This is a genomic window from Streptomyces sp. NPDC012835 (assembly GCF_042900885.1).
Lineage (GTDB): Bacteria > Actinomycetota > Actinomycetes > Streptomycetales > Streptomycetaceae > Streptomyces.
The window spans coordinates 761,771-785,194 of record NZ_JBIBBW010000001.1 but is presented as its reverse complement, the minus strand read 5'-3'; the positions used below and the strand labels follow the sequence as shown (position 1 = coordinate 785,194).

Sequence of the window (23,424 nt, the reverse complement as noted above, 5' to 3'; positions counted from 1 at the left end):
CCGGTATCGTCCGGACGGACCCGGAAGGACGCGCCGGATGAACACGATCACCAACTGGCTGAACGGGCTCTCCGGCCCCCTGATCTACGCCGTGGTCGGCGCGCTCGTCTTCTGCGAGGACGCGCTGTTCGTCGGCTTCGTCCTGCCCGGGGAGACCGCCGCCATCCTCGGCGGAGTGCTGGCGGGCCAGGGCAGGGTGTCCTTGTGGTGGCTGACGGCGGTGGTGGTGCTCGCCGCGGTCCTCGGCGACAGCATGGGCTACGCGGTGGCCCGCCACTTCGGCGACCGCGTCCTGACCACCCGGACGCTGCGCAGGCGTCAGGAACGCACCGACCGCGCCCGCGAGATGATCCGCGAGCGCGGCGCTGTGGCGGTGTTCCTGGCCCGCTTCGTCGCCTTCCTCCGGGCGCTGATGCCCGCCCTCGCGGGCCTCTCCGACATGGCGTACCGCCGGTTCTTCCTCTTCAACGCCCTGGGCGGACTCAGCTGGGGCATCAGCTGCACGGTGCTCGGCTACTTCGCCGGGGCCGCGTTCACCCGTATCGAGTCGCGGGTGGGGGTGATCGCGGCGGTGGTGATCGCGGCGCTCGTGCTCGTGGCGCTGGCCTGGTGGGGGCTGCGCAGGCGCCGCAGGGCGAGCGCGGAGCGCGCGGAGTCCGGACGGCCCGGCGGGACGGAGGGGCGCGAGGACCCGGAGGAGCGCAGGGGCTCGGGGGAGCGCGGGGACCCGGAGGAGCGCGGGGACCCGGGGGAGCGCGGGGACCCGGAGGAGCGCGGGAACCCCCACTGACCGGGCCGCCGCCCTCCCCCCTGCCTTCCCCGCGCCCTCCCGGACTGCCGCGTCAGCCGCTCAGCGCCGCCGCGACCACCGCCTTGGCCTCCTCCTGCACCCGGGCGAGGTGATCGGTGCCGAGGAAGGACTCCGCGTAGACCTTGTAGACGTCCTCGGTGCCCGAGGGGCGGGCCGCGAACCAGGCGTTCTCGGTGGTCACCTTGATGCCGCCGATGGCCGCGCCGTTGCCGGGCGCCTCGGTGAGCACCGCCGTGACCGGCTCCCCGGCGAGGGTGTCCGCGCTGACCTGCCGGGGGGAGAGCCGGGCCAGGACCGCCTTCTCGGCAGGGGTGGCGGGGGCATCGATACGCGCGTACGCGGGTTCCCCGAAGCGGTCGGTGAGCGCGGTGTAGTGCGCGGAGGGCGTGGAGCCGGTGACGGCGAGGATCTCCGAGGCGAGCAGCGCCAGGATGATGCCGTCCTTGTCGGTGGTCCACACCGAACCGTCGTGCCGCAGGAACGACGCCCCGGCCGACTCCTCGCCGCCGAAACCGAGCGATCCGTCCGACAGCCCGTCCACGAACCACTTGAAGCCCACGGGGACTTCGACCAGCTCGCGGCCGAGATCGGCGGCGACCCGGTCGATCATCCCGGAGGACACCAGTGTCTTGCCGATGCCCGCGCCCGCTGGCCACCGGTCACGGTGGGCGTAGAGATAGCCGATGGCGGTCGCCAGATAGTGGTTCGGGTTCATCAGTCCGCCGTCGGGCGTGACGATGCCGTGCCGGTCGGCGTCGGCGTCGTTGCCGGTGGCGATCTGGTACTGACCGGCCCGGTCGATCAGCGAGGCCATCGCGTACGGCGAGGAGCAGTCCATCCGGATCTTGCCGTCCCAGTCCAGCGTCATGAACCGCCAGGTGGGGTCGGTCAGCGGGTTGACCACGGTCAGGTCGATCCGGTGCTGCTCGGCGATCCGGCCCCAGTACGCGACCGACGCGCCGCCCAGCGGGTCCGCCCCGATCCGGACACCGGCGGCGCGCACCGCGTCCAGGTCGAGGACGGACGGCAGGTCCGCCACGTACGTACCGAGGAAGTCGTACCGCCCGGTGCCCGGAGCGGCCAGCGCGCGGGCGTACGGGATGCGGCGCACATCCTTCATGCCGCCCGCGATGATCTCGTTGGCGCGGTCCTGGATCCAGTTGGTCGCCTCGGAGCCCGCCGGGCCGCCGCTGGGCGGGTTGTACTTGAAACCGCCGTCGGCGGGCGGATTGTGGGACGGGGTCACCACCACCCCGTCGGCGAGAGCCGAGGCACGGTCCCGGTTGTGGGTCACGATGGCGTGCGAAACGGCGGGGGTGGGGGTGTAGCCGTCGGCGCTGTCGATGAGCACCGTCACCCCGTTGGCGGCGAACACCTCGACCGCGGTGACCCGCGCGGGCTCGGAGAGCGCGTGGGTGTCGGCGCCGAGGAAGAGGGGCCCGTCCGTGCCCTGCCGGGTCCGGTACTCGCAGATCGCCTGGCTGGTCGCGGCGATGTGGTCCTCGTTGAACGCGGTGGCGAGCGACGACCCGCGGTGCCCCGAGGTTCCGAACGCGACGCGCTGCCGGGGCTCCTCGGGATCGGGGTGCAGCGCGTAGTACGAGGTCACCAGACGGGCGACATCGATGAGGTCCTCCGGCCGCGCCGGCTGTCCCGCTCGTTCGTGCGGCATCTGCGCACTCCTCCACATCGGTTGGTGCGATCGATTCGTCGGTTCATCTTCCCGGTTGGCGGCGGCGGCCGGTGACTGCCCCGCCGTACGGCCCGGCCTCCGGCGGACGTGGCGTCACGCGCCGGCGGCTCGGGGGCGAACCGGCGGGAGCGTCGCGGCGGGCGGCGGGCTCGGCGCTCCGGGGCGCCGCCGGGTGTTTTCGGGCGTTTCCGCAGGTCAGGGATGCTTTGTCAGCGGTGGGTGTTAGCCTCGCGGCATGGATCAGCAGGACCTCGCCAACCTCGCGCACCTGCGTCGGGCCCGGGACGCGATCGACCGCGACCATGCCCGTCCGCTCGATGTGCCGTCGATGGCGCGACACGCGCTGATGTCCCCGGCCCACTTCTCGCGGCGGTTCCGGGCGGCGTACGGCGAGACGCCGTACAGCTATCTCATGACGCGTCGCATCGAGCGGGCGATGGCGCTGCTGCGTGCCGGGTGGAGTGTGACCGACGCCTGCGTGGAGGTGGGCTGTACGTCGCTGGGCTCGTTCAGCTCGCGGTTCACCGAGATCGTGGGGGAGACACCCAGCGCCTACCGCGCCCGGGAGCATCCGGCCGTGACGGCGATGCCGCCCTGTGTGGCGAAGGCGCGCACCCGGCCCGCCCGGGCCGTGAGGCCCTCCGGCACACCGAGCAGGATTCGAGAAGCGCCCCCCGAGGCCGCCGCCTAACGTGGGCCGCATGAACATCGCACTCCAGTACTGCCATATCACCGTCAACGACCTCGACGAGACACTCGCCTTCTACCGTGACGGTCTCGGCCTCGACATCCGCAACGACGTCGCCTCGGGCGACTTCCGCTGGGTCACCCTCGGCAGCGCGGCTCAGCCCGGCGTGGAGATCGTGCTCTCGGAGCCGCACGCCGGCCGGTCCCAGGCCGACGGCGACGCCCTTCAGGCCCTGCTCACCAAGGGAGTTCTGCCGATGGTGATCTTCCGCTCCGACGATCTCGACGCGACCTTCGAGAAGGTGCTGGCATCCGGCGGCGAGGTGCTCCAGGAGCCCACCGATCAGCCGTGGGGCCCGCGCGACTGCGCGTTCCGGGACCCCTCGGGCAACATGGTGCGGATCTCGCAGACACCCCAGGTGTAGCGGGGGCGCGTGGTGCGGTCCGCCGCCGGACCGGCCCCGCGAGCCGGTTCGATAGGGTGGCCCCTCACGCCCTCAGTACGCTCAGCGGCGTCGTGCCCGCATCATCGAAGGGGTCGAGGATGGCCACCATCAGGGACGTCGCCGAACGGGCCGGGGTCGCGCCGAGCACCGTGTCGTACGTCCTCAACGGCTCCCGGCCCATCTCCGAGGAGACCGGCCGCCGGGTACGGGAGGCGGTGGACGCCCTCGGCTACCACCCGCGGGCCAGCGCCAGGACGCTGCGCAGCAGCCGCACGCACGTACTCGCGCTCGCCCTGCCCCGCGCCGCCGGGGAACGGCACTCGGTCGACGGACGCTTCGCCATCGAGGTCAGCGACGCCGCCAACGCCCGCGGTTTCGATCTGCTGCTCACCACCTCCCGGGACAAGGCCGAGGGGCTGCGCCGGGTGGCACGCAGCGGACTCGCCGACGCGGCGGTCCTGATGGCCGTCGACATGGAGGACGCGCGGATCGACGTCGTACGGGAACTGGTCTTCCCCGCCGCGCTGATCGGGCGCCCCGCGGACGAGGACGCCCTCCCGTGGACCGACCTCGACTGGGAGGCGGCGGCGGCCCTCGCCGTACGCGAACTGGCCGCCGCCGGCCATCGGGACCTGGTCTATCTGGCGCCCGGCGAGTCGGAGGTCAGGGGGCGGCGCAGCTACGCGTTGCGGGGCATCGCGGGCGCGCGGCTGGGCGCCCGTACCACCGGAGCCGCCGTCGAGGTGGTCCACTCGGTCAACGACCCCGCCGGCCTCGCCCACCGGCTGCACCCCCTGCTCGGGGTCGGCCGCGCCGCCGGGGGAGCGCGGCCGACCGCGCTCGTCGTCCAGCACCCCTCCGCACACCATCACATCCTGGCGTCCGTGACGGCGGCCGGGCTGCGGGTGCCGCAGGATCTCACCGTCGTGGTCATCGGCACGCTGCCGGGCGATCCGTCCAGCCGGCGGCTGCCGCGGATCGAACTGCCCGTCGAGACCCTGGCCACCGAGGTCACCCGGCTCGCCGTCTCCGCCGCTGCGGCGCTGCGTGAGGACCCGGCGCGGGGCACGGAGCCGGGTGAGCGGCTCCTCGCCGACGCGGTGGGTCATCTGCTGATCGCCCCCGCCCTGCTGCCGGGCACGGCGCCGTTGGGCCCCGGACGCTAGGTGTTCGGTCCACGGAGGTTGGGGACGCGGTGGGGTTCGGAGATGCCCGCTGTTCAGCGGGTCTCGTGCCGGCCTTGCCGTAGAGCCGCGTGGGGCTAGGGGGTTTCCGGGCGCAGGGTGCCTCGGCCGTCGAGGTCGTTCAGCACGGCGGGCAGGCCCTTGGTGAGCATTTTGGTGCGGACGGTGCCGAGGATTCTGGCCATGAAGAAGCCTCCGGCACCGGTGAAGCCGGTGTGGTCGTAGATGAAGCGCGTTCCGCCGCCGTGCGGTTCGAGCCGGTAGGCGACCTCGGTCACCTCGCCTCCGCCTTCGTCCTGCCACGAGTAGCGCAGCAGCGAAGGCTCGCGCACTTCCAACACCTCGCAGACCACGACGCCGCTCCAGCCGGGCTTCGGTTTCGCGATGAACCTGAACGTGGTGCCGACGGTGGCGGCGAAGCCCTCCGGCCGAGCGCCGGCGCCGGTGGCCGTCCACAGCGGGATCAGCTCCGCATCGGTGACCGCACGCCAGACCTTCTGCGGCGGGTGCGGGTAGTCGCGGACTATGTGGATGGCGCTCATGCGGCTCCTCGGGGATGGGTGCGTCCACCCCAGCGCTAATTTACAGCCAATGACAATTTACAGTAACAGCAAATATATGGCGACGGGACTATGCTTGCGTGATGACTTTGCGGACGGTGGACTGGACGGCTCTGCGCCCGCGCGAGGAGGAACCCGCCGCCGAGGGGCTGCGGGAGCGCAAGAAGCGGATGCTGCGCCGGCAGCTGTCCGACACGGCCACCGAGATGTTCATGGAACGGGGCTTCGACGCCGTACGGGTCGCCGAGATCGCAGAAGCGTGCGGCGTGTCGGAGAAAACAGTGTTCAACTACTTCCCGACCAAGGAATCCCTCGTCCTTGACCTGGGTGAAGCCACGTTGAACTCCCTGCGGACCACACTGGCCGATCCTGACCTGGCGCCGGTCGAAGCCGCGTTGAAGATTCTCTCCGGCGAGCTGGCCGCCGTCACGTCGTGGCTGAGCGCACAGGACGACCCGGCCGAGGCCAAGGCCATGTTTCTGCGCTTCGGCATGCTGATCAGATTCACCCCGTCCCTGCGGGCCTATCAGCGCGACACGACCGACCAGCAGATCGCCGTCGTCGCCGAGGTCTTGGCCCAGCGCACCGACATGAGCCCGGACGACCCCGAACCGCAGATCGCCGCGACCGCCCTGCTCGCCCTGTGGCCGATCCAGTTCCAGGCGCTCCGCAGGCACCTGAACCGCGCCCGCACCCCCGAGGAACTGCGCCACGCAGTCAGCGCCGACGTCCAGCGCGCCGCCCGACTCATCGACACCGGACTTGACTCACTGACCCTCGGCCGGTGAAACAGCCACCCCGGCCCGGGGCGGCGACGAGCGGCATCTCCCCTGCCCGAGGCCGCCCGCCTGTCGACGGGGCCCGTCACCAGCCTCCGTGGGTGGAAAGCCGCTGCGGGTGGAACACCCGGATCGCCGTGTGCTCCCGCGTTCCTGACCGGGCCCGGTTTCCCGCCGCCTTCCGCGCGCCCTGATCGCCGGCGGTCGGTCCGCCACGGGCGTTCAGGCGATCCGTGCCGCACCCCTTGTCGCCGTATCCGGCAGCGCCTAGCATCGCCGCATCGTCAATCGAATCGATTCGACGCGCGTTCGACCCGCTGTTCACCACGCTGTTCACCAACTTGTCCACCACCGGTACGGGCACCTCCGCGCCACCGCCCGCGCCCCCCGCGTCACCTCCGTCTCCTTACAGAGCCGTAGACCGAACGGAGAGCCCCTCGCCATGCCTTCCCTCCGCCGGCGCCCACCGGCGCCGACCCTGATCCTCACCGTGCTCGTGGTCGCGTCCGGGCTGGTCGGATGCGCCAAGGTGCCCGATGCCGGGACCTTCACCGTGCTGAACTCGGCCACGGACAGCCATGAACACAGCGAGCAGCAGAAGTTCTTCGACCGCTGCGCGAAGCCGCTCGGCGTACGGGTCAGGCAGACCAGCGTCCCCGCCGACCAAGTCGCTGCCAAGGCGCTGCGGATGGCCTCGTCGCACTCCCTGACGGACATCCTGGAACTGGACGGTTCCGAACTGCCGCAGTTCGCCGACACCGGCGGCCTCCTTCCCCTCAAGGACGCCGGGGTCGATGTCACCGGAATGTCCGAGGGCGCCGTGAGCATGGGCAGCTTCCGGGGCACCCCGTACGGCATCGCCCGGTCGGTCAACTCCCTCGCGCTCATCTACAACGCGGATCTCCTGCGCGAGGCCGGCGTCGAACCACCCACCACCTGGGACGAGTTGAAGACAGCGGCCAAGAAGCTCACCCGGGGCAGGACCTTCGGCATGGCCTTCAGCGCCACCCCCGACGCGGACGGCGTCTATCAGTTCCTGCCGTTCTTCTGGTCCGGCGGCGGGGACGAGACCCGGCTCGACGACGGCAAGGGCGCCCCGGCCCTCCAGCTCTGGAAGGACCTCGTCACGAGCAAGTCGGCCTCCAGCGCCGTGGTCACCTGGAACCAGCAGGATGTCAACGACCAGTTCATCGCCGGACGCGCCGCGATGATGATCAACGGTCCTTGGCAGGTGCCGGTGCTCGGCGCCCGGAAGGACCTCGCCTGGGAGGTCGCCCCCGTGCCGGTCCCCGAGGCCGGCCGGCCCCCGGTTCCGCCCATCGGCGGCACGGTGATGGCCCTGCCGAGGACCGGGGACAGCGGACGGCAGCGGACAGCGGCGAAGATCATCAACTGCCTCAACGAGCAGCGCAACCAGGTGGACTGGGGCGAGTCCGTCTACAACGTCCCCACCCGCACAGCGGCGGCAGCCGCCTACAAGGCCCAGAATCCCAAGCTCGGCGCCTTCGCCGACCAGGTGGCCACCGCCCGCTCGCGCACCGGCCGCGCCGGGGCCCACTGGCCGGTCGTCTCCGACGCGCTGGCCGGCGCGTTCCAGTCCGTACTGACCGGACGCTCCACGCCCGAAAACGCGCTGAAGCAGGCCCAGTCACGGGCCACGGCCGGAAAGTGAGGTGAGCGAACCGTCATGACCACCACCGTCACCACCGCCGTACCCACGCCGTCCGCGCACACGAAACCCGCCGGCGCGGCGCGCGACCGCCGCCGCGCCACCCTGCTGCGCTGGTGCTTCGTCGCCCCCGCCGCCCTCTACATGCTGGCCTTCTTCGGCTATCCGCTCGTCCGCAACATCCTGATGAGCTTTCAGCACTACACGCCACGGACCTACTTCACCGGTGAGTCGCCCTTCAACGGCCTCGACAACTGGCGCGGGGTCCTCGGCAACCCGCTGTTCTCCGACTCGCTCCGGCACACCGTGATCTTCACCCTCGGCTCCCTGCTCGGCCAGTTCGTCCTCGGCCTCGCGCTCGCCGTCTTCTTCTCCCGCCGCTTCCGGCTCTCCGGATTCGTCCGCGCCGTCCTGCTGCTGCCCTGGCTGGTCCCCATGGTCGTCTCCGCCGTCGTCTGGCGGAAACTCCTCGACCAGGAGACCGGTGTCCTCAACACACTGCTGATGGACCTGCACCTCACGTCGTCCGCGATCCCCTGGCTGAGCAGCCCGAACGTCGCCCTGTTCGCCGCGATCCTGGTCAACGTCTGGATCGGCATCCCGTTCAACATGGTGATCCTCTACGGCGGGCTCCAGGAGATCCCGCGCGAGCTGTACGAGGCCGCCGCCCTCGACGGCGCCGGGGCCTGGCGTACCTTCCGCGACCTCACCCTTCCGCTGCTGCGGCCGGTCGTCACCGTCGTACTGATCCTCGGCTTCATGTCGACGGTGAAGATCCTCGATCTGATCCTCGCCCTCACCGGCGGCGGCCCCGCCGACTCCACCCAGACACTGGGCACCCTCACCTACCAGCTCTCCTTCCAGCAACTGGACTTCGGCCAGGGCGCCGTGGTCGGCAATGTCCTCGTCCTGGTCAGCGCGGTCTTCGCCGTCCTCTATCTGCGCGCCAACCGCTCCGACTTCGGCCAGGGGAAGTGACCGCCGTGCCCACTCGCACACCGCACGCGGCCGGCTCGACGCGCCGCGCCGGCAACACCGTCATCGCGCTGGCCGTCCTCGTCGTCCTGCTCTTCCCGCTGTACTGGATGCTCAACATCGCCCTCCAGCCGGGCGAGAGCCTCGCCGCCACCCGCTGGCTGCCCACCTCGGCCGGCTGGGACAACTTCCAGCGCGCGCTGAGCAGCCAGGGCGGCTCCCTGGTCACCAGCCTCGTCGTCGCGGTCGGCGCGGTCGTGGTCTGTCTGGCGCTCGCCGCCCCCGCCGCGTACGCGCTGGCGCAGTTCGGGCTGCGGTCCGGCCGCGCCCTCGTGTTCGCCACGCTGATCACCCAGATGGTGCCGGGCATCGTCATCGCCAACGCCCTCTACAGCGCCTACGTCGATCTGGGGCTGGTCAACTCCGTGCCGGGGCTGGTCCTCGCCGACGCCTCGCTCGGGCTGCCGTTCTCCATCGTGCTGCTGCGGGCGTTCATGGTGTCGATCCCGCGCGAGGTCGTGGAGGCGGCCCTCGTCGACGGCGCGAACCGGTTCACCGCGTTCGTGCGTATCGTGCTGCCGATGAGCCGCAACGCCCTGATCACCGCAGGGCTGTTCACCTTCCTCTTCGCCTGGTCGGACTTCATGTTCGCACTGACCCTCAACACCACGGACGACGTCAAACCCATCACACTGAGCATGTACGAGTACATCGGCGCCCATGTCAGCGACTGGGGAGCGGTCATGGCGACCGCCGTCGTCTCCGCGGTCCCCGCCGCGATCCTGCTCGTGCTGGCGCAGAAATACGTCGCCGCGGGGATCACCGGTGGCTCCGTCAAATAGCGGGGCCGCCCGGCCCTCCGCACCCCGGCCGCGGACCCGGCCCCCCGCCGCACCGACCGGCCACACCGCTACGAGCAGAAGCAGGAGCACTGATGAAGTTCACCGACGGGTACTGGCAGATGCGCCCCGGCGTCACCGCGCGCCACGCGGTCTCCGTGGCCGACGCCGTCGTCACCGACGACCGGGTCACCCTCTACGCGCCGGTCGCCCGGGTCACCCACCGGGGTGACACGCTCAACAGCCCGCTGCTGACGGTGGAATGCTGGTCACCGGCCGAGGGGGTCATCGGTGTCCGCGTCACCCACCACGGCGGACGGGCCCCGAGGCAGCCGGAGTTCGCGCTCACCACCGGCGCGGACAACGGCCACGCCAAAGTGGTCAGGGAAGGCTCCGTGATCGAACTGGTCTCGGGCGAACTCTCGCTGCGGACCGACACCGCCGCCCCCTGGCAGCTGGACTTCAACGCCGGCGGACGGACCCTCACCTCGCTCGGCCGGCGCGGCGCCGGCTTCGCCACCGACGCCGACGACCGGCACTTCATGGTCGCGCAGCTCTCGCTCGGAGTGGGGGAGAGCGTGTACGGGCTGGGCGAGCGCTTCACCCCGTTCGTCAAGAACGGCCAGACCGTCGACATCTGGCAGGCCGACGGCGGCACCAACAGCGAGCAGGCGTACAAGAACGTCCCCTTCCACCTCACCAGCCGGGGATACGGCGTCTTCGTCAACCACCCGGGCCTGGTCTCCTACGAAGTGGGCTCCGAGACCGTCGGCCGGGTCCAATTCAGCGTCGAGGACCAGAGCCTGGAGTTCTTCGTCGTCCACGGGCCCGGCCCCCGGGAGATCCTCAGCCGCTACACCGCGCTCACCGGCCGCCCCGCGCTGCCGCCCGCGTGGTCGTTCGGACTGTGGCTGTCCACCTCCTTCACCACCTCCTACGACGAGACGACGGTCAACCGTTTCGTCCAGGGCATGGCCGACGCCGAGATCCCGCTGAGCGTGTTCCACTTCGACTGCTTCTGGATGCGCGAGTACCAGTGGAGCGACTTCGTCTGGGACCCGGACGTCTTCCCCGACCCGCGGGGCATGCTCGCCCGCCTCAAGGAACGCGGACTGCGCGTCTGCGTCTGGATCAACCCGTACATCGCCCAGAAGTCCCCGCTGTTCGCCGAGGGGATGGCCGCGGGCTACCTGCTCAGGAAGCCCGACGGCGACGTGTGGCAGTGGGACCGCTGGCAGCCCGGCATGGCGCTGGTCGACTTCACCCATCCCGGCGCCCGCGCCTGGTACGCGGAGAAGCTGCGCGTCCTGCTCGACCAGGGCGTCGACTGCTTCAAGACCGACTTCGGCGAGCGCGTGCCGGTGGATGTCGCCTGGCACGACGGGTCGGACCCGGAGCGGATGCACAACTACTACACACAGCTGTACAACGAGACCGTCTTCGAGCTGCTGCGCCAGGAGCGCGGCGAAGGCGAGGCCGTCGTCTTCGCGCGCTCAGCGACCGCCGGCGGCCAGCGGCTGCCCGTGCACTGGGGCGGCGACTGCGAGTCCACCTTCGAGGCGATGGCCGAGTCGCTGCGCGGCGGACTCTCCCTCGGGCTCTCCGGTTTCGGCTTCTGGAGCCATGACATCGGCGGGTTCGAGGGCACCCCGACCCCCGCCGTCTTCAAGCGCTGGGTGCAGTTCGGGCTGCTCTCCTCGCACAGCAGGCTGCACGGCTCCAAGTCCTACCGGGTGCCGTGGGACTACGGGGACGAGGCCGTCGCCGTCACCCGGTCCTTCACCCGGCTCAAGCACCGGCTGATGCCCTACCTCTACCGGGCCGCGCTCCAGGCGCGGGACTTCGGCACCCCGGTGATGCGCGCGATGGTGCTCGCGTTCCCCGACGACCCGGCCTGCCACCCGCTCGACCGGCAGTACATGCTGGGCGACGATCTGCTGGTGGCGCCGGTCTTCAGCGAGGACGGCACGGTCGACTACTACGTGCCCGAGGGCACCTGGACCCAGGTGCTCACCGGCGAGCGGATCCAGGGGCCCGGCTGGCGGCGCGAGACCCACGGCTTCGACACCCTGCCGCTGCTGGCCCGGCCGGACGCGGTGATCCCGTTCGGAGCCGTGGCGGAGAGCCCCGAGTACGACTGGGCGGACGGGGTGACCCTGCGGGTGTACGCGCCCGGGGACGGCGACGCGGAAGTGGTGACCTCCGTCCCCGCGCCGGACGGCTCCGGCGACGCCGCCGTCTTCACCGTACGGCGTACGGGCAGGGAGGTCGTCGTCGAGACCGGCAGCGACCTGCCGTGGCGGGTGCTGCTCGTCGGGGCCGCTCCCACCGGGGACGGCGTCGCCGATCCGCTCGGCGCGCTCCACACCTGCCCGGCGGGCACCGGACGGCTGGCCGCCCGCTGGGCCTGACCCCGTGAGCGGCCCGGTGTGCGGGGACACCCCCCCGCACACCGGGCCGCCATGGAGTCCCGCGTCCGCTCCGCACGGACCGCGCACGCCGGAGGGGCGGTGCCACCGGCCGGTGAGCCGGTGACATCGCCCCTCGCGGGCGTTACGGTGTGCGCGTCAGCAACTGAGATTGCCGCCCGGGTCGACCCCCAGGACCGACGAGAAATTCGTGTAGAGATCGATCCTGCTCTGCACCTGAGCCGGATTTCCGCCGTTGCATTCGATACTGCCGTTGATGCTGCGAATCGTCTCACCGAATCCGGCGCCGTTCACCATGGCGCTGTGCGGCGTCATGGTGCCGGGACCGCTCTGGGTGTTCCAGTACCAGAGCCCGGTCTTCCACGCGACGGCCGAATCGGTCTGCACGAGATCCGGGTTGTTCAGCAGATCGATCCCGAGCGCGTCGCCCGCGCTCTTGTAATTGAAATTCCAGCTGAGCTGAATCGGCCCGCGACCGTAGTACTTGTCCTGGCCGGCCGGGCAGCCGTACGACTGGCTCGTGTCGCAGTAGTGCGGATAGTTCGCGGTGTTCTGCTCGACCACATACACCAGCCCGCCCGTCTCATGACTGACATTGGCCAGGAACGCGGCGGCTTCCCGCTTCCGCACATCGTCACTTCCCGCCCCGGAGAAATCCGGGTAGGCGCTCAGCGCGGCCGTCAGACCGCTGTAGCTGTAGAACGAGTTCCGGTTCGGGAACATCTGGTTGAACTGGGCCTCGCTGACGACGAAATCGTCCGCCGCCGCGGCCTGCGCGGACTGCGCCGAGGAGGAGGGGGCGAGGGAGAACAGGGAGAACGCGGCTGCCGACGCGGTCGCGGTGAGCAGCCCGATGATGCGCTTGCGCACGTGATTCACTTCCTTGGTCCGGCCGCCCGACCTGCGGCGGCCCCTGCGTGTGGGGGCGGGCGCGCCCCCGCGTGGGGGCCGGGGCGCGCCCGGTGAGAGGTGAGGGACCCGGTGCGGCTCAGCCGCCGACGTTCACGTCGATGCAGGCGTAGAAGGCGTTCGTGGTGTCCGCGACGTTCCAGACGGCCAGCACCTTCTGCTGGCCCGTCAGGCCGCCGAAGTTCACGTCATGGCTCACGGTCGCGCCGGGCTGCGCGCCGTTGTCGTTGAATTCGGCGATCTTCTGCCCGCCGGCGTAGTACTCCCAGGTACTGGTCGAATGACGTGCGGTCAGCTGCCACTGGAACGTCGTGGTGCTGTTGACCGGCGTCACCGTCCAGCCCTTGGAGTCGTCGTCGAGATCCGAGAACCGGGAGTTCCCGCCGCTGCAACTGGTGAGCCCCTTCGGGCCCTCCACGCTCTGCGGCTCGTAGGTGATGTCGCCGCAGCTGACGGTTCCCGCCGCGCATTGCGCCTGCCGGCTGGGCGGGGAGGAGATGTATCCGTGGGCGCTCGCGGAACTCGCGGGAAGACTCACGGCGAGTACGGGGGCGACGACGGCGCCGAGCACGACGGCCAGTTTCTTCTTGCTGTTCATGGGGGGAGAACTCCTTCACTTCAGGACTTCCCGCTTGATATACGGATCGTGGGGGACCCGAATACCGCGGGCCGGCCTCTCCGGTGTGGGGCCAAGAGGCGCGAAGGGCGGCGGCCGATTCCCTTCCCGGCACCGTGCGTTCGGCATTGCGACCGGAAAGGTCTCGACCACTTGGCCTAGACCATACAGGCCGACGTGATCCCGTCAAGAGGGTTGTGTGAAAGGCCGGTTGGGGCGATGGACGAGCGCGGAACCCCGCTCGGGCGATGACCCTCCTCGACGCGCACGCGTGCCGGCCCCGCGGCCCGGACGTCCTGCCGACCCGGCCGGACACGGCAGGACGACGCCGGGCCACCGCCCGCGTGAGCCGTGACGCGGACGCCCACGCGGATGCGGGATCGCGGTTCAGCGGTCATGGTGGACGGGGGAGTACGTCCCGAGCGAGGAGCTTGCACATGTCGATGCTCGACAAGCTGAAAAGCCTGATCAAGGGCCATGAGGACACGGCCCGCCAAGGCGTGGAGAAGGGCGGAGACGCCTTCGACCGCAAGACGGACAACAAGTACCAGGGCCAGGTCGACACCGCCCAGAAGAAGCTCGACGAGCAGTTCGACACGGACGAACCGCACCCCGGCGACCGTCCCCCGAACAGCTGACGCGGTACGGGTGACGCGCCGGCACCCGGCGGCGGACGAGGACGCCGGGTGCCGGCGCGTCACGCGTACCGTCCCTCCGGGCGCGTCGGGCGCCTCCCGTACGCTCTCTCCCGGTCCCGGCCCGGCCGAACCGCGAGCGCCCCGCGGCCGTGCCATGAGTGACCGGTCCGTGCCGCCCCCGGCACGGCCACGACCGTCACCGGAGAGGGACCGACCCGCGATGACCAGAACCGAGTTACCCCGCCGCTCCGCCCGGCGCGCCCGCCACGCGGCCGTCGTCCTCGTCCTCGCGCTCACCGCGCTCCTCGCGGCCCCGACCGCCTCCTCGGCCAGGACCGCCCCCGCCACCGAGGTCGTCACCTGGGCCGCGAGCGCCGACCGGCTGGACGCGGCCGTCCCGGGCCGCACCCACCGCGTCGTCATCCACACCAGTGCGGGCGGCCGTGACCTGCGCGTCCGGCTCTCCAACGCCTTCGGCGAGCAGCCGGTCACCTTCGGCCACGCCTATGCGGGACCGCGCGCCTCCGGCGCCGCCGTGAGGCCCGGCTCCAACCGCGCGCTGACCTTCCGGGGCGCCGCCTCGGTCACCGTCCCGCCCGGCGGCTCCGCCTCCAGCGATCCGCTGCCCGGCACCGTACGCCCCGGGGCCGATCTCGCGATCAGCCTGTACGTACAGGACGCCGCCGGCAGCGCCACCGGCCACCGGATGGGGCTCCAGACCTCCTACATCGCCCCCTCGGGCGACCACGCCGCCGAGGAGTCCGGCGCCGCCTACACCGAGCGGACGGCCTTCCGCCACTACCTCGACGCGGTCGTCGTCGCCGCACCGGCCGGCACCGGCGCCGTGGTGGCGCTCGGCGACTCGATCACCGACGGCGCCGTCTCCACCCCGGACACCGACCGCCGCTGGCCCGACTTCCTCGCCGCACGTCTGCGCGCGGACCGCGGGACCTCCCTCAAGGGCGTCGCCAACGAAGGGATCTCCGGCAACAAGGTCCTCAGCGACGGCGCGGGCGTCAGCGCGCTCAAGCGACTGGACCGCGACGTGCTGTCCCAGCGCGGCCTGCGCACGGTGATCCTCCTCGAAGGCGTCAACGACATCAAGGCCACCCCCGCCCCCACGGCCGCCGAACTCATCGACGGATACCGGCAGATCATCGCCAGGACCCACGCCGCCGGCGCCTGCGTGGCCGGTGCCACCGTCCTGCCGTACCAGGGCTGGGGCGAGTGGAAGGAGAGCGGCGAGGCGGTGCGCCGGGAGGTCAACGCCTTCATCCGCGGCAGCGGCGCCTTCGACGCCGTCGTGGACTTCGACGCGGCGGTACGCGACCCGGCGGACCCGGCGAGGATGCTGCCCGCGTACGACAGCGGAGACCATCTGCACCCGAACGACGCCGGCATGGAGGCCATGAGCGACCACGTCGACCCGCGCGGTCTGAGCTGCTCCCGGTAGAACACCGATGGTGGTCCCGGTGAGCTGATCGGGCCGCCGGAACCCGTACGGCGCAACAACGCGACGCTCCCGCGCCCCGCACCCCGGAGAGTGGGGAACGTACGCCCGTACCCGCCCCGAGGCACCCACGACGTGCCCCGACCCACCGGAGCCCGCCATGACCTGTCACACCCGACGCGATCTCGGACTGCTCGCCCTGCGGCTCGGCACCGGAGGGGTGCTCGCCGCGCACGGCGCCCAGAAGCTGCTGGGCTGGTTCGGCGGCGGGGGGATCGAGGGGACCGCGCAGGGGATGGAGGCCATGGGCTTCCACCCGGGCAGGGAGAGCGCCATCGCCTCCGGGGTCGCCGAGGCCGGCGGCGGTCTGCTGCTCGCCCTGGGCCTGGCCACCCCGGCGGCGGGAGCCGCCGCCGCGGGCGGCATGGCGGGAGCGGCGGCGGTGCACGCGCCCAGCGGGTTCTTCGCGCAGTCGGGCGGCTTCGAGTATCCGGGCTTCCTCGGCTGGACCGCCGCGTCCATCGGCCTGGCGGGCGCCGGGCGTTACTCGCTCGACCACGCGACCGGCCACTGCTTCGACCGGCACTGGATGGTCCCGGTCGCCTTCGTGGCGAGCGCGGCGGCGGCGGTCCTGGTCATCCGCAAGCGTGCCCGGTACCTGGCGGCCGCGTCCGACGAGGCGGCGGACGGCGGCACGGCTCCGTAGGAGGCCGCGCGGCGACAAGGCGCTTCCCCGGCCCGTCGCGGGTGCGGCCCGCCCGGCGGGCGCGCGCCGCCGGACGCCTGCGACCTGGTGCGCGATCAGGGGCGGACCAGGTCATTAGCCTGGCTCCATGCTCGCGCTGCTGCACACCTCCCCGGTCCATGTCCCGGTCTTCGACGCCCTCGCGGAGCGGGACCATGCCGGGCTCGCCCTGCGCCATCTGGTGCGCGAGGACCTGCTCGCCGGAGCCAGGGCGGCGGGTCCCGAGGCCGTGGCGCACGAGGTCGGGGCCGTGCTGGCGGGTGCGGTCGCCGAGGGGGCGACGGCCGTGCTGTGCACCTGCTCGACCCTCGGCGCCGTCGCGGAGAGGGCCGCTCCGGCGCTCGGCGTACCCGTGCTGCGGATCGACCGGCCGATGGCCCGGATCGCGGCGTCGGCCGGGCGGGTCGTGGTCGTCGCCGCGGTGGAGAGCACCGTGGGGCCGACGGCCGCGCTGATTCGCGAGGAGGCGCAGGGACGGAACCTCGCGCTGCGCACGGTGCTGGCCGAGGGCGCCTGGGAGCTGTTCGAGGCGGGCGACCGCGACGGCTATCTCGACGCGGTGGCCGCCACCGCCGACGCCGTCACGGGGGCCGACGTGATCGTGCTCGCCCAGGTGTCGATGGCCGACGCGGCCGAACGCGTCACGAACGGCGTTCCGGTGCTGGCCGGTCCGCGCACGGGACTGGCCACCGCCGTGGCCGTCATGACCGCCGCCCGCAGCCGTACGGGCTGATCACGCGTGGATCCGGCGCGCGGGGGCACGCGCTCCGGGAGACAGTTGGGAACGCACGACTCCCGCACTTCTGGAGGACAGGCATGACCAGTCCCTACCCCGACCCCGTACCGCCGTCGCCCACCCCGCCGCCGGGACCGCCGGGACCGACCCCCGGGCCCGTACCGGTGCCGCCGCCGGGCCCCGCGCCCATTCCGGGACCCGATCCGGTCCCGTCGCCGCCCGGTCCCGGCCCCGCCCCCGTACCGCCCCCCGAGCCCGAGCCGCAGCCCGGACCCGTGTAAGGAGGGGCGGCGGGCGACACACGCGTCGGGCCGTCGGACCCGCCGTTCGCGGCGGGTCCGACGGCCCGACGGCCGTGCGCGCGGAGCGGTCAGCTCGCCACCTCGGAGCGGTCCCCGCCCCACAGCGTGTGGAACGTGCCGTCCCGGTCGGTGCGCCGGTAGGTGTGCGCGCCGAAGAAGTCGCGCTGGCCCTGCGTCAGCGCGGCGGGCAGCCGCTCGGCGCGCAGCGCGTCGTAGTACGAGAGCGCCGCCGCGAAGCCCGGTGTCGGGACGCCCTGGTGGACGGCCTGGGCGACCACCGCGCGCCAGTCGTCCTGCGCCGCGCCGATCTCCTCGGCGAACTGCTTGTCGGAGAGCAGGCTCGGCAGGTCCGGCCGCGCGTCGTACGCCTCGCGGATACGGTCCAGGAACGCGGCGCGGATGATGCATCCCGCCCGCCAGATCGCGGCGACCGACCCCAGGTCGATGTCCCAGTCGTACTCCTCGCTGCCCGCCTGGATCTGGTGGAAGCCCTGGGTGTACGACACGATCTTCGAGGCGTACAGCGCCTGCTCGACCTGGTCGGCGAAGCGCGCCGCGTCCGCCTCGGAGAGCGGCGTCGCCGTCGGGCCCGGCAGGGACCGGGACGCCTCCCGCAGTCCGGCGTGGCCGGACAGCGAACGGGCGAAGACCGCCTCCGCGATGCCGGAGACCGGGACGCCGAGGTCCAGGGCGATCTGTACGGTCCAGCGCCCGGTGCCCTTCTGCTCGGCCTGGTCGGTCACGATGTCCACGAACGGCTTGCCGGTGGCCTCATCCGTATGGGCCAGCACCTCGGCCGTGATCTCGATCAGATACGAGTCGAGACGGCCGGTGTTCCACGTCCTGAAGGTCTCGGCGATCTTCGCGGGGGAGTAGCCGGCGACGGAGCGCAGCAGGTGGTACGCCTCGGCGATCAGCTGCATGTCGGCGTACTCGATGCCGTTGTGCACCATCTTCACGAAGTGACCCGCGCCGTCCGGGCCGATGTGCGTGGAGCAGGGGGCGCCGTCCTTGGCCTTGCCGGCGATCTTCTCCAGCAGCGGGCCGAGCGACGCGTACGACTCGGTCGAACCGCCCGGCATGATGCTCGGGCCGTGCAGCGCGCCCTCCTCGCCGCCGGAGATGCCCACGCCGACGAAGTGGATGCCGCGCTCGCGCAGGTCCTTCTCGCGGCGGCGGGTGTCGGCGAAGTGCGCGTTGCCGCCGTCGATGATGACGTCGCCCTCTTCGAGCAGCGGCGCGAACTCCTCGATGACGGCGTCCGTGGGGTCGCCGGCCTTGACCATGATCACCAGGCGGCGGGGCCGCTCCAGCGCGGCCACGAACTCCTCGGCCGACTCGGCCGGGACGAACGTGCCCTCGTCACCGAACTCGTCCACCAGAGCACGGGTCTTCGACGCGGTGCGGTTGTGCAGCGCGACGGTGAAGCCGTTGCGGGCGAAGTTCCTGGCGAGGTTGCGGCCCATCACCGCAAGCCCGGTGACGCCGATCTGGGCAGTACCACTCATGCGTGTGCTCCTGGATGTCCGTCGGGTGTCGTGCTGGTCGCTGTACCGCGCTCCGCAGGGGGATACGGACTGCTGAACACGGCCGTTCACTCATCGTCAAGCGCCCCGGGGGCTTCCGCATTCCGGGGACCGGTCGGGAGCCGGGGCGGGACCGTTCACAGAGTATTGACATGTTCTCAGCGACGGCGTAACACTGACACCGCCTCGGAGAGCGCTCTCCCACCGCAACTCCGGTGATTCCGGCGCGGATTCCCGCACCGGTCGCACGGTTCGGCACGGCCCCCGCACGGTCCAGATCCACTCGTCCCCCCACCGCGCGCCCCCGGGGCGCGCGGCTGAAGCGGCACGGAGGTCCGCATGGCCGAGAGATTCCGCAGTACCGCTCTGCTGTCCACGTTGCTCGTCGCCACCGCCCTGGCTCTGGTGGCCCTCGGGCTCACCGCGATACCGCGCGCCGCCCGGGCCGAAACCGCCGCCGCTCCGGCGGCGGGGGCGGCGGCCCACATCGGGCACACGATGGCGAAGCCCGCGCTCCTGCCGTCCGGTGACGATCCCGACGGCGACGGATACATTCCGGCGAATCCGCCGGTCACCGGAGTGAAACCGTCCACCGAGATCCCGCCGCACCGCTACTTCCACGAGTTCCAGGCGAACTGCTCGGTCACCCACACCCGGCCCGACGACCCGATCGTCTTCCCCGGACAGCCCGGCGCCTCGCACGACCACACCTTCATGGGCAACAGCACGACCGACGCCCGCAGCACCACGGCCTCGCTGGGAGCGGGCTCCACGGCGTGCAAGGCACCCGGCGACAAGTCCGCCTACTGGATGCCGACCCTGTTCAACGGGAACACCGAGGTCCGGCCGGTGGGCCCGCAGACCATCTACTACAAGTCGGGGGTCACCGACTACCGCACCGTGCGCCCGTTCCCCAAGGGGCTGCGCTTCGTCGTCGGCAGCCCGACGCAGTCGGCCGCCCAGTTCCGCGGCCACCCGGGGTGGGTGGAGGGCTGGGAGTGCGGTGAGCAGTACAACAACACCGAGTTCCCGGCGACTTGCCCGACGGCCCGCGACGTCCAGCTCAACCTCCGCTTCCAGGCGCCCAGTTGCTGGGACGGAAAGTATCTGGACACCCCGGACCACCAGAGCCACATGGCCTATCCGACCGCGCAGGGCGCCAACCAGGACGTGTGCCCCGCCTCGCACCCGGTGGCGCTGCCGATGATCGAGTTCAAGATGGCCTGGCCCGTCAACGGGGACATGTCGCAGGTCCGACTGGCCAGCGGTACCGGCCACTCGTTCCACTACGACTTCTTCAACGCCTGGGACGACGCCACCCTGAAGGCGCTGGTGCGGCACTGCGTCGTCGAGGGGCTCCAGTGCGACGCCCGGGGCTACGACCAGACGCACCCGGAGGCCGGCGCCGCGCTCGACGCCGACTACCAACTGCCCTGACCCACCCCTTTCCCCCCACCGCGCTCTCCCGCCGGGGGTACGCCGCACCCCGGCGGGAGAGCGCTCTCCCAGCCCCGAGGAGACCGCACACCATGCACCGACCAGCCAGTACCAAGAGGCGCGCGGCGCCGCTCGCCCTCGCCGCCCTGTTCGCGTCCTGCGCGGTCGCCCTCCCGGCCCCCGCCGCGCACGCGGCGGGCAGCGTCGTCAAGGTCACCGGAGCGCAGGGCTCCTGGCAGCTGACCGTCGACGGCGCTCCGTACCAGGTCAAGGGCCTGACCTGGGGACCCGCCGCGGCCGAAGCGGCCCGCTATATGCCGGACGTCGCCTCGACGGGCGCCAACACCGTACGCACCTGGGGGACCGACGCCTCCAGCAAGCCGCTGTTCGACGCGGCGGCCGCCAACGGGGTCAAGGTCATCGCCGGCTTCTGGCTCCAGCCCGGCGGCGGCCCCGGCAGCGGCGGGTGCGTCGACTACCTCACCGACACCACGTACAAGAACAACATGCTCGCGGAGTTCCCCGCCTGGGTGAACACCTACAAGGACCACCCGGGCGTCCTGATGTGGAACGTCGGCAACGAGTCCGTCCTCGGCCTCCAGAACTGCTACGGCGGGACCGAACTGGAGCGCCAGCGCGACGCGTACACCACCTTCGTCAACGAGATCGCGAAGAGGATCCACGCCGTCGACCCGAACCACCCGGTCACCTCCACCGACGCCTGGACCGGCGCCTGGCCCTACTACAAACGCAACGCGCCCGATCTCGACCTGTACGCCGTGAACTCCTACGGCGACGTGTGCAACATCCGCAGGACCTGGGAGGACGGCGGCTACACCAAGCCCTACATCGTCACCGAGGGCGGCCCCGCCGGCGAGTGGGAGGTGCCGGACGACGCCAACGGGGTGCCCGACGAGCCCACCGACCTCGCGAAGGCGGCCGGCTACACCAAGGCGTGGGAGTGCGTCACCGGACACCGGGGAGTGGCCCTGGGCGCCACCCTCTTCCACTACGGGACCGAGTACGACTTCGGCGGCGTCTGGTTCAACCTGCTGCCCGCGGGCGAGAAACGGCTCTCCTACTACGCGGTGAAGCGGGCGTACGGGCGCGACACCTCCCGGGACAACACACCCCCGGTGATCTCCGCCATGACGGTCGACGCGGCCGGTTCGGTGCCGGCCGGCCGGGAGGTCACCGTACGCGCCTCGGTCACCGACCCGGACGGCGACCCGCTCTCCCACCAACTGCTGCTCGGCGGCAAGTACGTGGACGGATCAGGGCAGTTGACCAATGTGCCCGTCACCTCCGCGGGTGGCGGCACCTTCAGGTTCACCGCGCCCGAACGGCTCGGTGTCTGGAAGGTGTACCTGAAGGCCACCGACGGAAAGGGCAACACCGGCATCGAGACCAGGTCGTTCAAGGTGGTGCCGCCACCCGTCACCGGCACCGATCTGGCCCTCCGCAAGGCCGCCACCGCCTCCAGCTGGCAGACCGGCGGCACCGGCTGCCCGTGCGGTCCCGGCAACGCCGTGGACGGCTCGCCCGACACCCGGTGGGCGAGCGACTGGAGCGATCCGCAGTGGATCCAGGTCGACCTGGGGGCCAAGGCCGCGTTCCACCAGGTACGGCTCGTCTGGGAGACCGCGTACGCCAAGGGATACACGCTCCAGACCTCCGACAACGGCCGGGACTGGGCCACGCTGAAGACCGTCACCGACGGCAACGGCGGAGTCGATGATCACCAGGTCAACGGAAACGCCCGCTATGTACGGATCCACGCGACCGCGCGCGGAACCGGGTGGGGGTACTCGCTCTACCAACTCGGTGTCTACAACTGACACCTGTCCACGGTCCGCGCCTGTCCGGGAATCGCCCCCGGCCGGGCGCGGACCTTTTCCGTCCGTCCGTGCCCGCATACGGGCAGCGTTTTCTGGGCACGGGCAGACCGAACCGGGCACCGAACGGGCACGCCCGACGGGCGGAACGGGCAGTGATCCGCGCAACACCGACCCTCTTCTCCCCGGTGACCAGTGCGGTTACTCTTCGTCAAACGGGCATGAACGGTCACAGTCGATACTGCGTAGAGCCTGGTCGCAGCGGGTCCGTTGCTTGTACAAACGACGCATGAGCCCGAACGGGTGCTGAGCCGCAGCAAAGCAGGGAAGTGTGTTGTCGTGGACACCGACGAACGCCGACGAGAAATTCTTGAGATCGCCCGACGAGACGGGTCAGTGGAGGTAACGGCGCTGGCCGGAAAACTTCAGGTCGCCAAGGAGACCGTCCGGCGTGATCTGCACGCCCTTGAGGGACACGGACTTGTCCGGCGCACCCACGGCGGCGCCTATCCGGTGGAGAGCGCCGGGTTCGAGACGACCCTGGCGGTACGGACGACCCGGCTCGTACCGCAGAAGTCCCGGATCGCGGCGGCCGCCGCCGATCTCCTCGGCGACGCGGAGACGGTCTTCGTCGACGAGGGCTTCACCCCCCAGCTCGTGGCCGAGGCCCTGCCCCGCGACCGGCCGCTGACCGTGGTCACCGCCTCCCTGGCCGTGGCGACCGCGCTCGCCGACGCCGAGAAGATCGCCGTACTGCTGCTCGGTGGCCGGGTACGCGGATCGACCATGGCCACGGTCGACCACTGGACCACCCGGATGCTCTCCGAATTCGTCATCGACCTGGCGTACGTGGGAGCCAACGGCATCTCCCGCGAGTACGGCCTCACCACCCCCGACCCGGCCGTCAGCGAGGTCAAGTCGCAGGCCATGCGCAGCGCCCGCCGCCGGGTCTTCGCCGGAATCCACACCAAGTTCGGCGCGGTGAGCTTCTGCCGCTTCGCCGACGTGAGCGACTTCGAGTCGATCGTCACGGACGCCGGACTGCCCTCGGCCGAGGCCCAGCGCTACTCGCTGCTCGGGCCCCAGGTCATCCGCGTCTGACACCGCCGGCCCCGGCCGCCCCTCATACCTCCGTAGCCGCCCTCCTCCACGCCGTCC

At 71.5% G+C, this 23,424-nt stretch carries 22 protein-coding genes; 16 read left to right on the top strand and 6 right to left on the bottom strand.

The features are described 5' to 3' along the window. Positions 1–37 precede the first annotated feature (37 nt). Positions 38–790 carry a DedA family protein gene (locus tag ACFY6S_RS03275; RefSeq protein WP_388822091.1) on the top strand — a complete coding sequence of 251 codons (753 nt, stop codon included), beginning with the start codon at positions 38–40 and terminating at the stop codon, positions 788–790. 52 nt (positions 791–842) lie between these two features. Here ACFY6S_RS03275 and pgm read toward each other — a convergent pair whose 3' ends face one another. Continuing rightward, complete coding sequence (pgm, locus tag ACFY6S_RS03270) at positions 843–2,483, bottom strand: phosphoglucomutase (alpha-D-glucose-1,6-bisphosphate-dependent) (protein ID WP_388822088.1); 1,641 nt, start codon at positions 2,481–2,483, stop codon at positions 843–845. Between the two features lie 256 nt (positions 2,484–2,739). On the opposite strand from pgm, the gene ACFY6S_RS03265 reads away from it, so the two are divergent. From ACFY6S_RS03265 to ACFY6S_RS03255, 3 genes are all read left to right on the top strand, one after another. Then, positions 2,740–3,195, top strand: coding sequence for a helix-turn-helix transcriptional regulator (locus tag ACFY6S_RS03265; RefSeq protein ID WP_388822085.1), 456 nt, complete (start codon positions 2,740–2,742; stop codon positions 3,193–3,195). A 10-nt stretch (positions 3,196–3,205) separates the two neighbouring features. Next, positions 3,206–3,616: a VOC family protein gene (locus tag ACFY6S_RS03260; RefSeq protein WP_388822082.1), complete on the top strand. Its 411-nt coding sequence runs from the start codon at positions 3,206–3,208 to the stop codon at positions 3,614–3,616. Positions 3,617–3,735: 119 nt separating this feature from the next. Beyond that, entirely contained in the window at positions 3,736–4,803 is a 1,068-nt protein-coding gene (locus ACFY6S_RS03255; protein ID WP_388822079.1) for a LacI family DNA-binding transcriptional regulator, read from the top strand. A gap of 95 nt (positions 4,804–4,898) precedes the next feature. Here the strand turns inward: ACFY6S_RS03255 and ACFY6S_RS03250 are convergent, their stop codons facing one another. After that, a complete protein-coding gene (locus ACFY6S_RS03250) occupies positions 4,899–5,363 on the bottom strand; it encodes an SRPBCC domain-containing protein (protein ID WP_388822076.1) in 465 nt (154 codons plus the stop codon). A gap of 101 nt (positions 5,364–5,464) precedes the next feature. Here ACFY6S_RS03250 and ACFY6S_RS03245 point away from each other — a divergent pair, with 101 nt between their 5' ends. After that, entirely contained in the window at positions 5,465–6,169 is a 705-nt protein-coding gene (locus ACFY6S_RS03245; protein ID WP_388822073.1) for a TetR family transcriptional regulator, read from the top strand. 76 nt (positions 6,170–6,245) lie between these two features. On the opposite strand, the gene ACFY6S_RS03240 is transcribed toward ACFY6S_RS03245, so the two are convergent. Continuing rightward, on the bottom strand, positions 6,246–6,512 hold the full coding sequence (locus ACFY6S_RS03240) for a hypothetical protein (RefSeq protein ID WP_388822071.1): 267 nt from the start codon (positions 6,510–6,512) through the stop codon (positions 6,246–6,248). 90 nt (positions 6,513–6,602) lie between these two features. Here ACFY6S_RS03240 and ACFY6S_RS03235 point away from each other — a divergent pair, with 90 nt between their 5' ends. The 4 genes from ACFY6S_RS03235 to yicI all read left to right on the top strand — a co-directional run bounded on the left by ACFY6S_RS03235 (position 6,603) and on the right by yicI (position 12,054). Continuing rightward, on the top strand, positions 6,603–7,832 hold the full coding sequence (locus ACFY6S_RS03235) for an extracellular solute-binding protein (RefSeq protein ID WP_388822068.1): 1,230 nt from the start codon (positions 6,603–6,605) through the stop codon (positions 7,830–7,832). 15 nt (positions 7,833–7,847) lie between these two features. Further along, positions 7,848–8,807 (top strand): carbohydrate ABC transporter permease, encoded by a 960-nt coding sequence (locus ACFY6S_RS03230; protein ID WP_388822065.1) that lies wholly within the window; start codon positions 7,848–7,850, stop codon positions 8,805–8,807. Positions 8,808–8,812: 5 nt separating this feature from the next. Beyond that, positions 8,813–9,646 (top strand): carbohydrate ABC transporter permease, encoded by an 834-nt coding sequence (locus ACFY6S_RS03225; RefSeq protein ID WP_388822062.1) that lies wholly within the window; start codon positions 8,813–8,815, stop codon positions 9,644–9,646. 92 nt (positions 9,647–9,738) lie between these two features. After that, a complete protein-coding gene (yicI, locus tag ACFY6S_RS03220; RefSeq protein ID WP_388822059.1) occupies positions 9,739–12,054 on the top strand; it encodes an alpha-xylosidase in 2,316 nt (771 codons plus the stop codon). 156 nt (positions 12,055–12,210) lie between these two features. Here the strand turns inward: yicI and ACFY6S_RS03215 are convergent, their stop codons facing one another. Beyond that, positions 12,211–12,942, bottom strand: a complete 732-nt coding sequence (locus tag ACFY6S_RS03215; protein ID WP_388822055.1) for a chitinase — start codon at positions 12,940–12,942, stop codon at positions 12,211–12,213. Between the two features lie 118 nt (positions 12,943–13,060). Further along, positions 13,061–13,579: a lytic polysaccharide monooxygenase auxiliary activity family 9 protein gene (locus ACFY6S_RS03210; RefSeq protein WP_388822052.1), complete on the bottom strand. Its 519-nt coding sequence runs from the start codon at positions 13,577–13,579 to the stop codon at positions 13,061–13,063. A gap of 455 nt (positions 13,580–14,034) precedes the next feature. On the opposite strand from ACFY6S_RS03210, the gene ACFY6S_RS03205 reads away from it, so the two are divergent. From ACFY6S_RS03205 to ACFY6S_RS03190, 4 genes are all read left to right on the top strand, one after another. Next, positions 14,035–14,235: an antitoxin gene (locus ACFY6S_RS03205; RefSeq protein ID WP_388822049.1), complete on the top strand. Its 201-nt coding sequence runs from the start codon at positions 14,035–14,037 to the stop codon at positions 14,233–14,235. A gap of 220 nt (positions 14,236–14,455) precedes the next feature. Continuing rightward, positions 14,456–15,688 carry an SGNH/GDSL hydrolase family protein gene (locus ACFY6S_RS03200; protein ID WP_388822046.1) on the top strand — a complete coding sequence of 411 codons (1,233 nt, stop codon included), beginning with the start codon at positions 14,456–14,458 and terminating at the stop codon, positions 15,686–15,688. A 157-nt stretch (positions 15,689–15,845) separates the two neighbouring features. Beyond that, positions 15,846–16,391 carry a DoxX family protein gene (locus ACFY6S_RS03195; protein WP_388822043.1) on the top strand — a complete coding sequence of 182 codons (546 nt, stop codon included), beginning with the start codon at positions 15,846–15,848 and terminating at the stop codon, positions 16,389–16,391. A 127-nt stretch (positions 16,392–16,518) separates the two neighbouring features. Beyond that, the gene (locus ACFY6S_RS03190) at positions 16,519–17,163 is read left to right on the top strand and encodes an aspartate/glutamate racemase family protein (protein WP_388822040.1); all 645 of its coding nucleotides are present in this window, start codon (positions 16,519–16,521) and stop codon (positions 17,161–17,163) included. A 373-nt stretch (positions 17,164–17,536) separates the two neighbouring features. Here ACFY6S_RS03190 and gndA read toward each other — a convergent pair whose 3' ends face one another. Further along, complete coding sequence (gene gndA, locus ACFY6S_RS03185; protein ID WP_388822037.1) at positions 17,537–18,976, bottom strand: NADP-dependent phosphogluconate dehydrogenase; 1,440 nt, start codon at positions 18,974–18,976, stop codon at positions 17,537–17,539. Between the two features lie 357 nt (positions 18,977–19,333). On the opposite strand from gndA, the gene ACFY6S_RS03180 reads away from it, so the two are divergent. From ACFY6S_RS03180 to ACFY6S_RS03170, 3 genes are all read left to right on the top strand, one after another. Next, positions 19,334–20,431 (top strand): DUF1996 domain-containing protein, encoded by a 1,098-nt coding sequence (locus ACFY6S_RS03180; RefSeq protein WP_388822034.1) that lies wholly within the window; start codon positions 19,334–19,336, stop codon positions 20,429–20,431. Positions 20,432–20,523: 92 nt separating this feature from the next. Beyond that, positions 20,524–22,269, top strand: coding sequence for a discoidin domain-containing protein (locus ACFY6S_RS03175; protein ID WP_388822031.1), 1,746 nt, complete (start codon positions 20,524–20,526; stop codon positions 22,267–22,269). Between the two features lie 336 nt (positions 22,270–22,605). Continuing rightward, positions 22,606–23,367: a DeoR/GlpR family DNA-binding transcription regulator gene (locus tag ACFY6S_RS03170; RefSeq protein ID WP_388822028.1), complete on the top strand. Its 762-nt coding sequence runs from the start codon at positions 22,606–22,608 to the stop codon at positions 23,365–23,367. The last annotated feature ends 57 nt before the right edge of the window (positions 23,368–23,424 follow it).

Coding starts and splice junctions, on each gene's coding strand:
- ACFY6S_RS03200 (WP_388822046.1), top strand. CDS start 14,456: ATGACCAGAACCGAGTTACCCCGCCGCTCCGCCCGGCGCGCCCGCCAC.
- ACFY6S_RS03205 (WP_388822049.1), top strand. CDS start 14,035: ATGTCGATGCTCGACAAGCTGAAAAGCCTGATCAAGGGCCATGAGGAC.
- yicI (WP_388822059.1), top strand. CDS start 9,739: ATGAAGTTCACCGACGGGTACTGGCAGATGCGCCCCGGCGTCACCGCG.
- ACFY6S_RS03250 (WP_388822076.1), bottom strand. CDS start 5,363: ATGAGCGCCATCCACATAGTCCGCGACTACCCGCACCCGCCGCAGAAG.
- ACFY6S_RS03235 (WP_388822068.1), top strand. CDS start 6,603: ATGCCTTCCCTCCGCCGGCGCCCACCGGCGCCGACCCTGATCCTCACC.
- ACFY6S_RS03230 (WP_388822065.1), top strand. CDS start 7,848: ATGACCACCACCGTCACCACCGCCGTACCCACGCCGTCCGCGCACACG.
- ACFY6S_RS03255 (WP_388822079.1), top strand. CDS start 3,736: ATGGCCACCATCAGGGACGTCGCCGAACGGGCCGGGGTCGCGCCGAGC.
- pgm (WP_388822088.1), bottom strand. CDS start 2,483: ATGCCGCACGAACGAGCGGGACAGCCGGCGCGGCCGGAGGACCTCATC.
- gndA (WP_388822037.1), bottom strand. CDS start 18,976: ATGAGTGGTACTGCCCAGATCGGCGTCACCGGGCTTGCGGTGATGGGC.
- ACFY6S_RS03275 (WP_388822091.1), top strand. CDS start 38: ATGAACACGATCACCAACTGGCTGAACGGGCTCTCCGGCCCCCTGATC.
- ACFY6S_RS03210 (WP_388822052.1), bottom strand. CDS start 13,579: ATGAACAGCAAGAAGAAACTGGCCGTCGTGCTCGGCGCCGTCGTCGCC.
- ACFY6S_RS03260 (WP_388822082.1), top strand. CDS start 3,206: ATGAACATCGCACTCCAGTACTGCCATATCACCGTCAACGACCTCGAC.
- ACFY6S_RS03195 (WP_388822043.1), top strand. CDS start 15,846: ATGACCTGTCACACCCGACGCGATCTCGGACTGCTCGCCCTGCGGCTC.
- ACFY6S_RS03190 (WP_388822040.1), top strand. CDS start 16,519: ATGCTCGCGCTGCTGCACACCTCCCCGGTCCATGTCCCGGTCTTCGAC.
- ACFY6S_RS03265 (WP_388822085.1), top strand. CDS start 2,740: ATGGATCAGCAGGACCTCGCCAACCTCGCGCACCTGCGTCGGGCCCGG.
- ACFY6S_RS03180 (WP_388822034.1), top strand. CDS start 19,334: ATGGCCGAGAGATTCCGCAGTACCGCTCTGCTGTCCACGTTGCTCGTC.
- ACFY6S_RS03245 (WP_388822073.1), top strand. CDS start 5,465: ATGACTTTGCGGACGGTGGACTGGACGGCTCTGCGCCCGCGCGAGGAG.
- ACFY6S_RS03175 (WP_388822031.1), top strand. CDS start 20,524: ATGCACCGACCAGCCAGTACCAAGAGGCGCGCGGCGCCGCTCGCCCTC.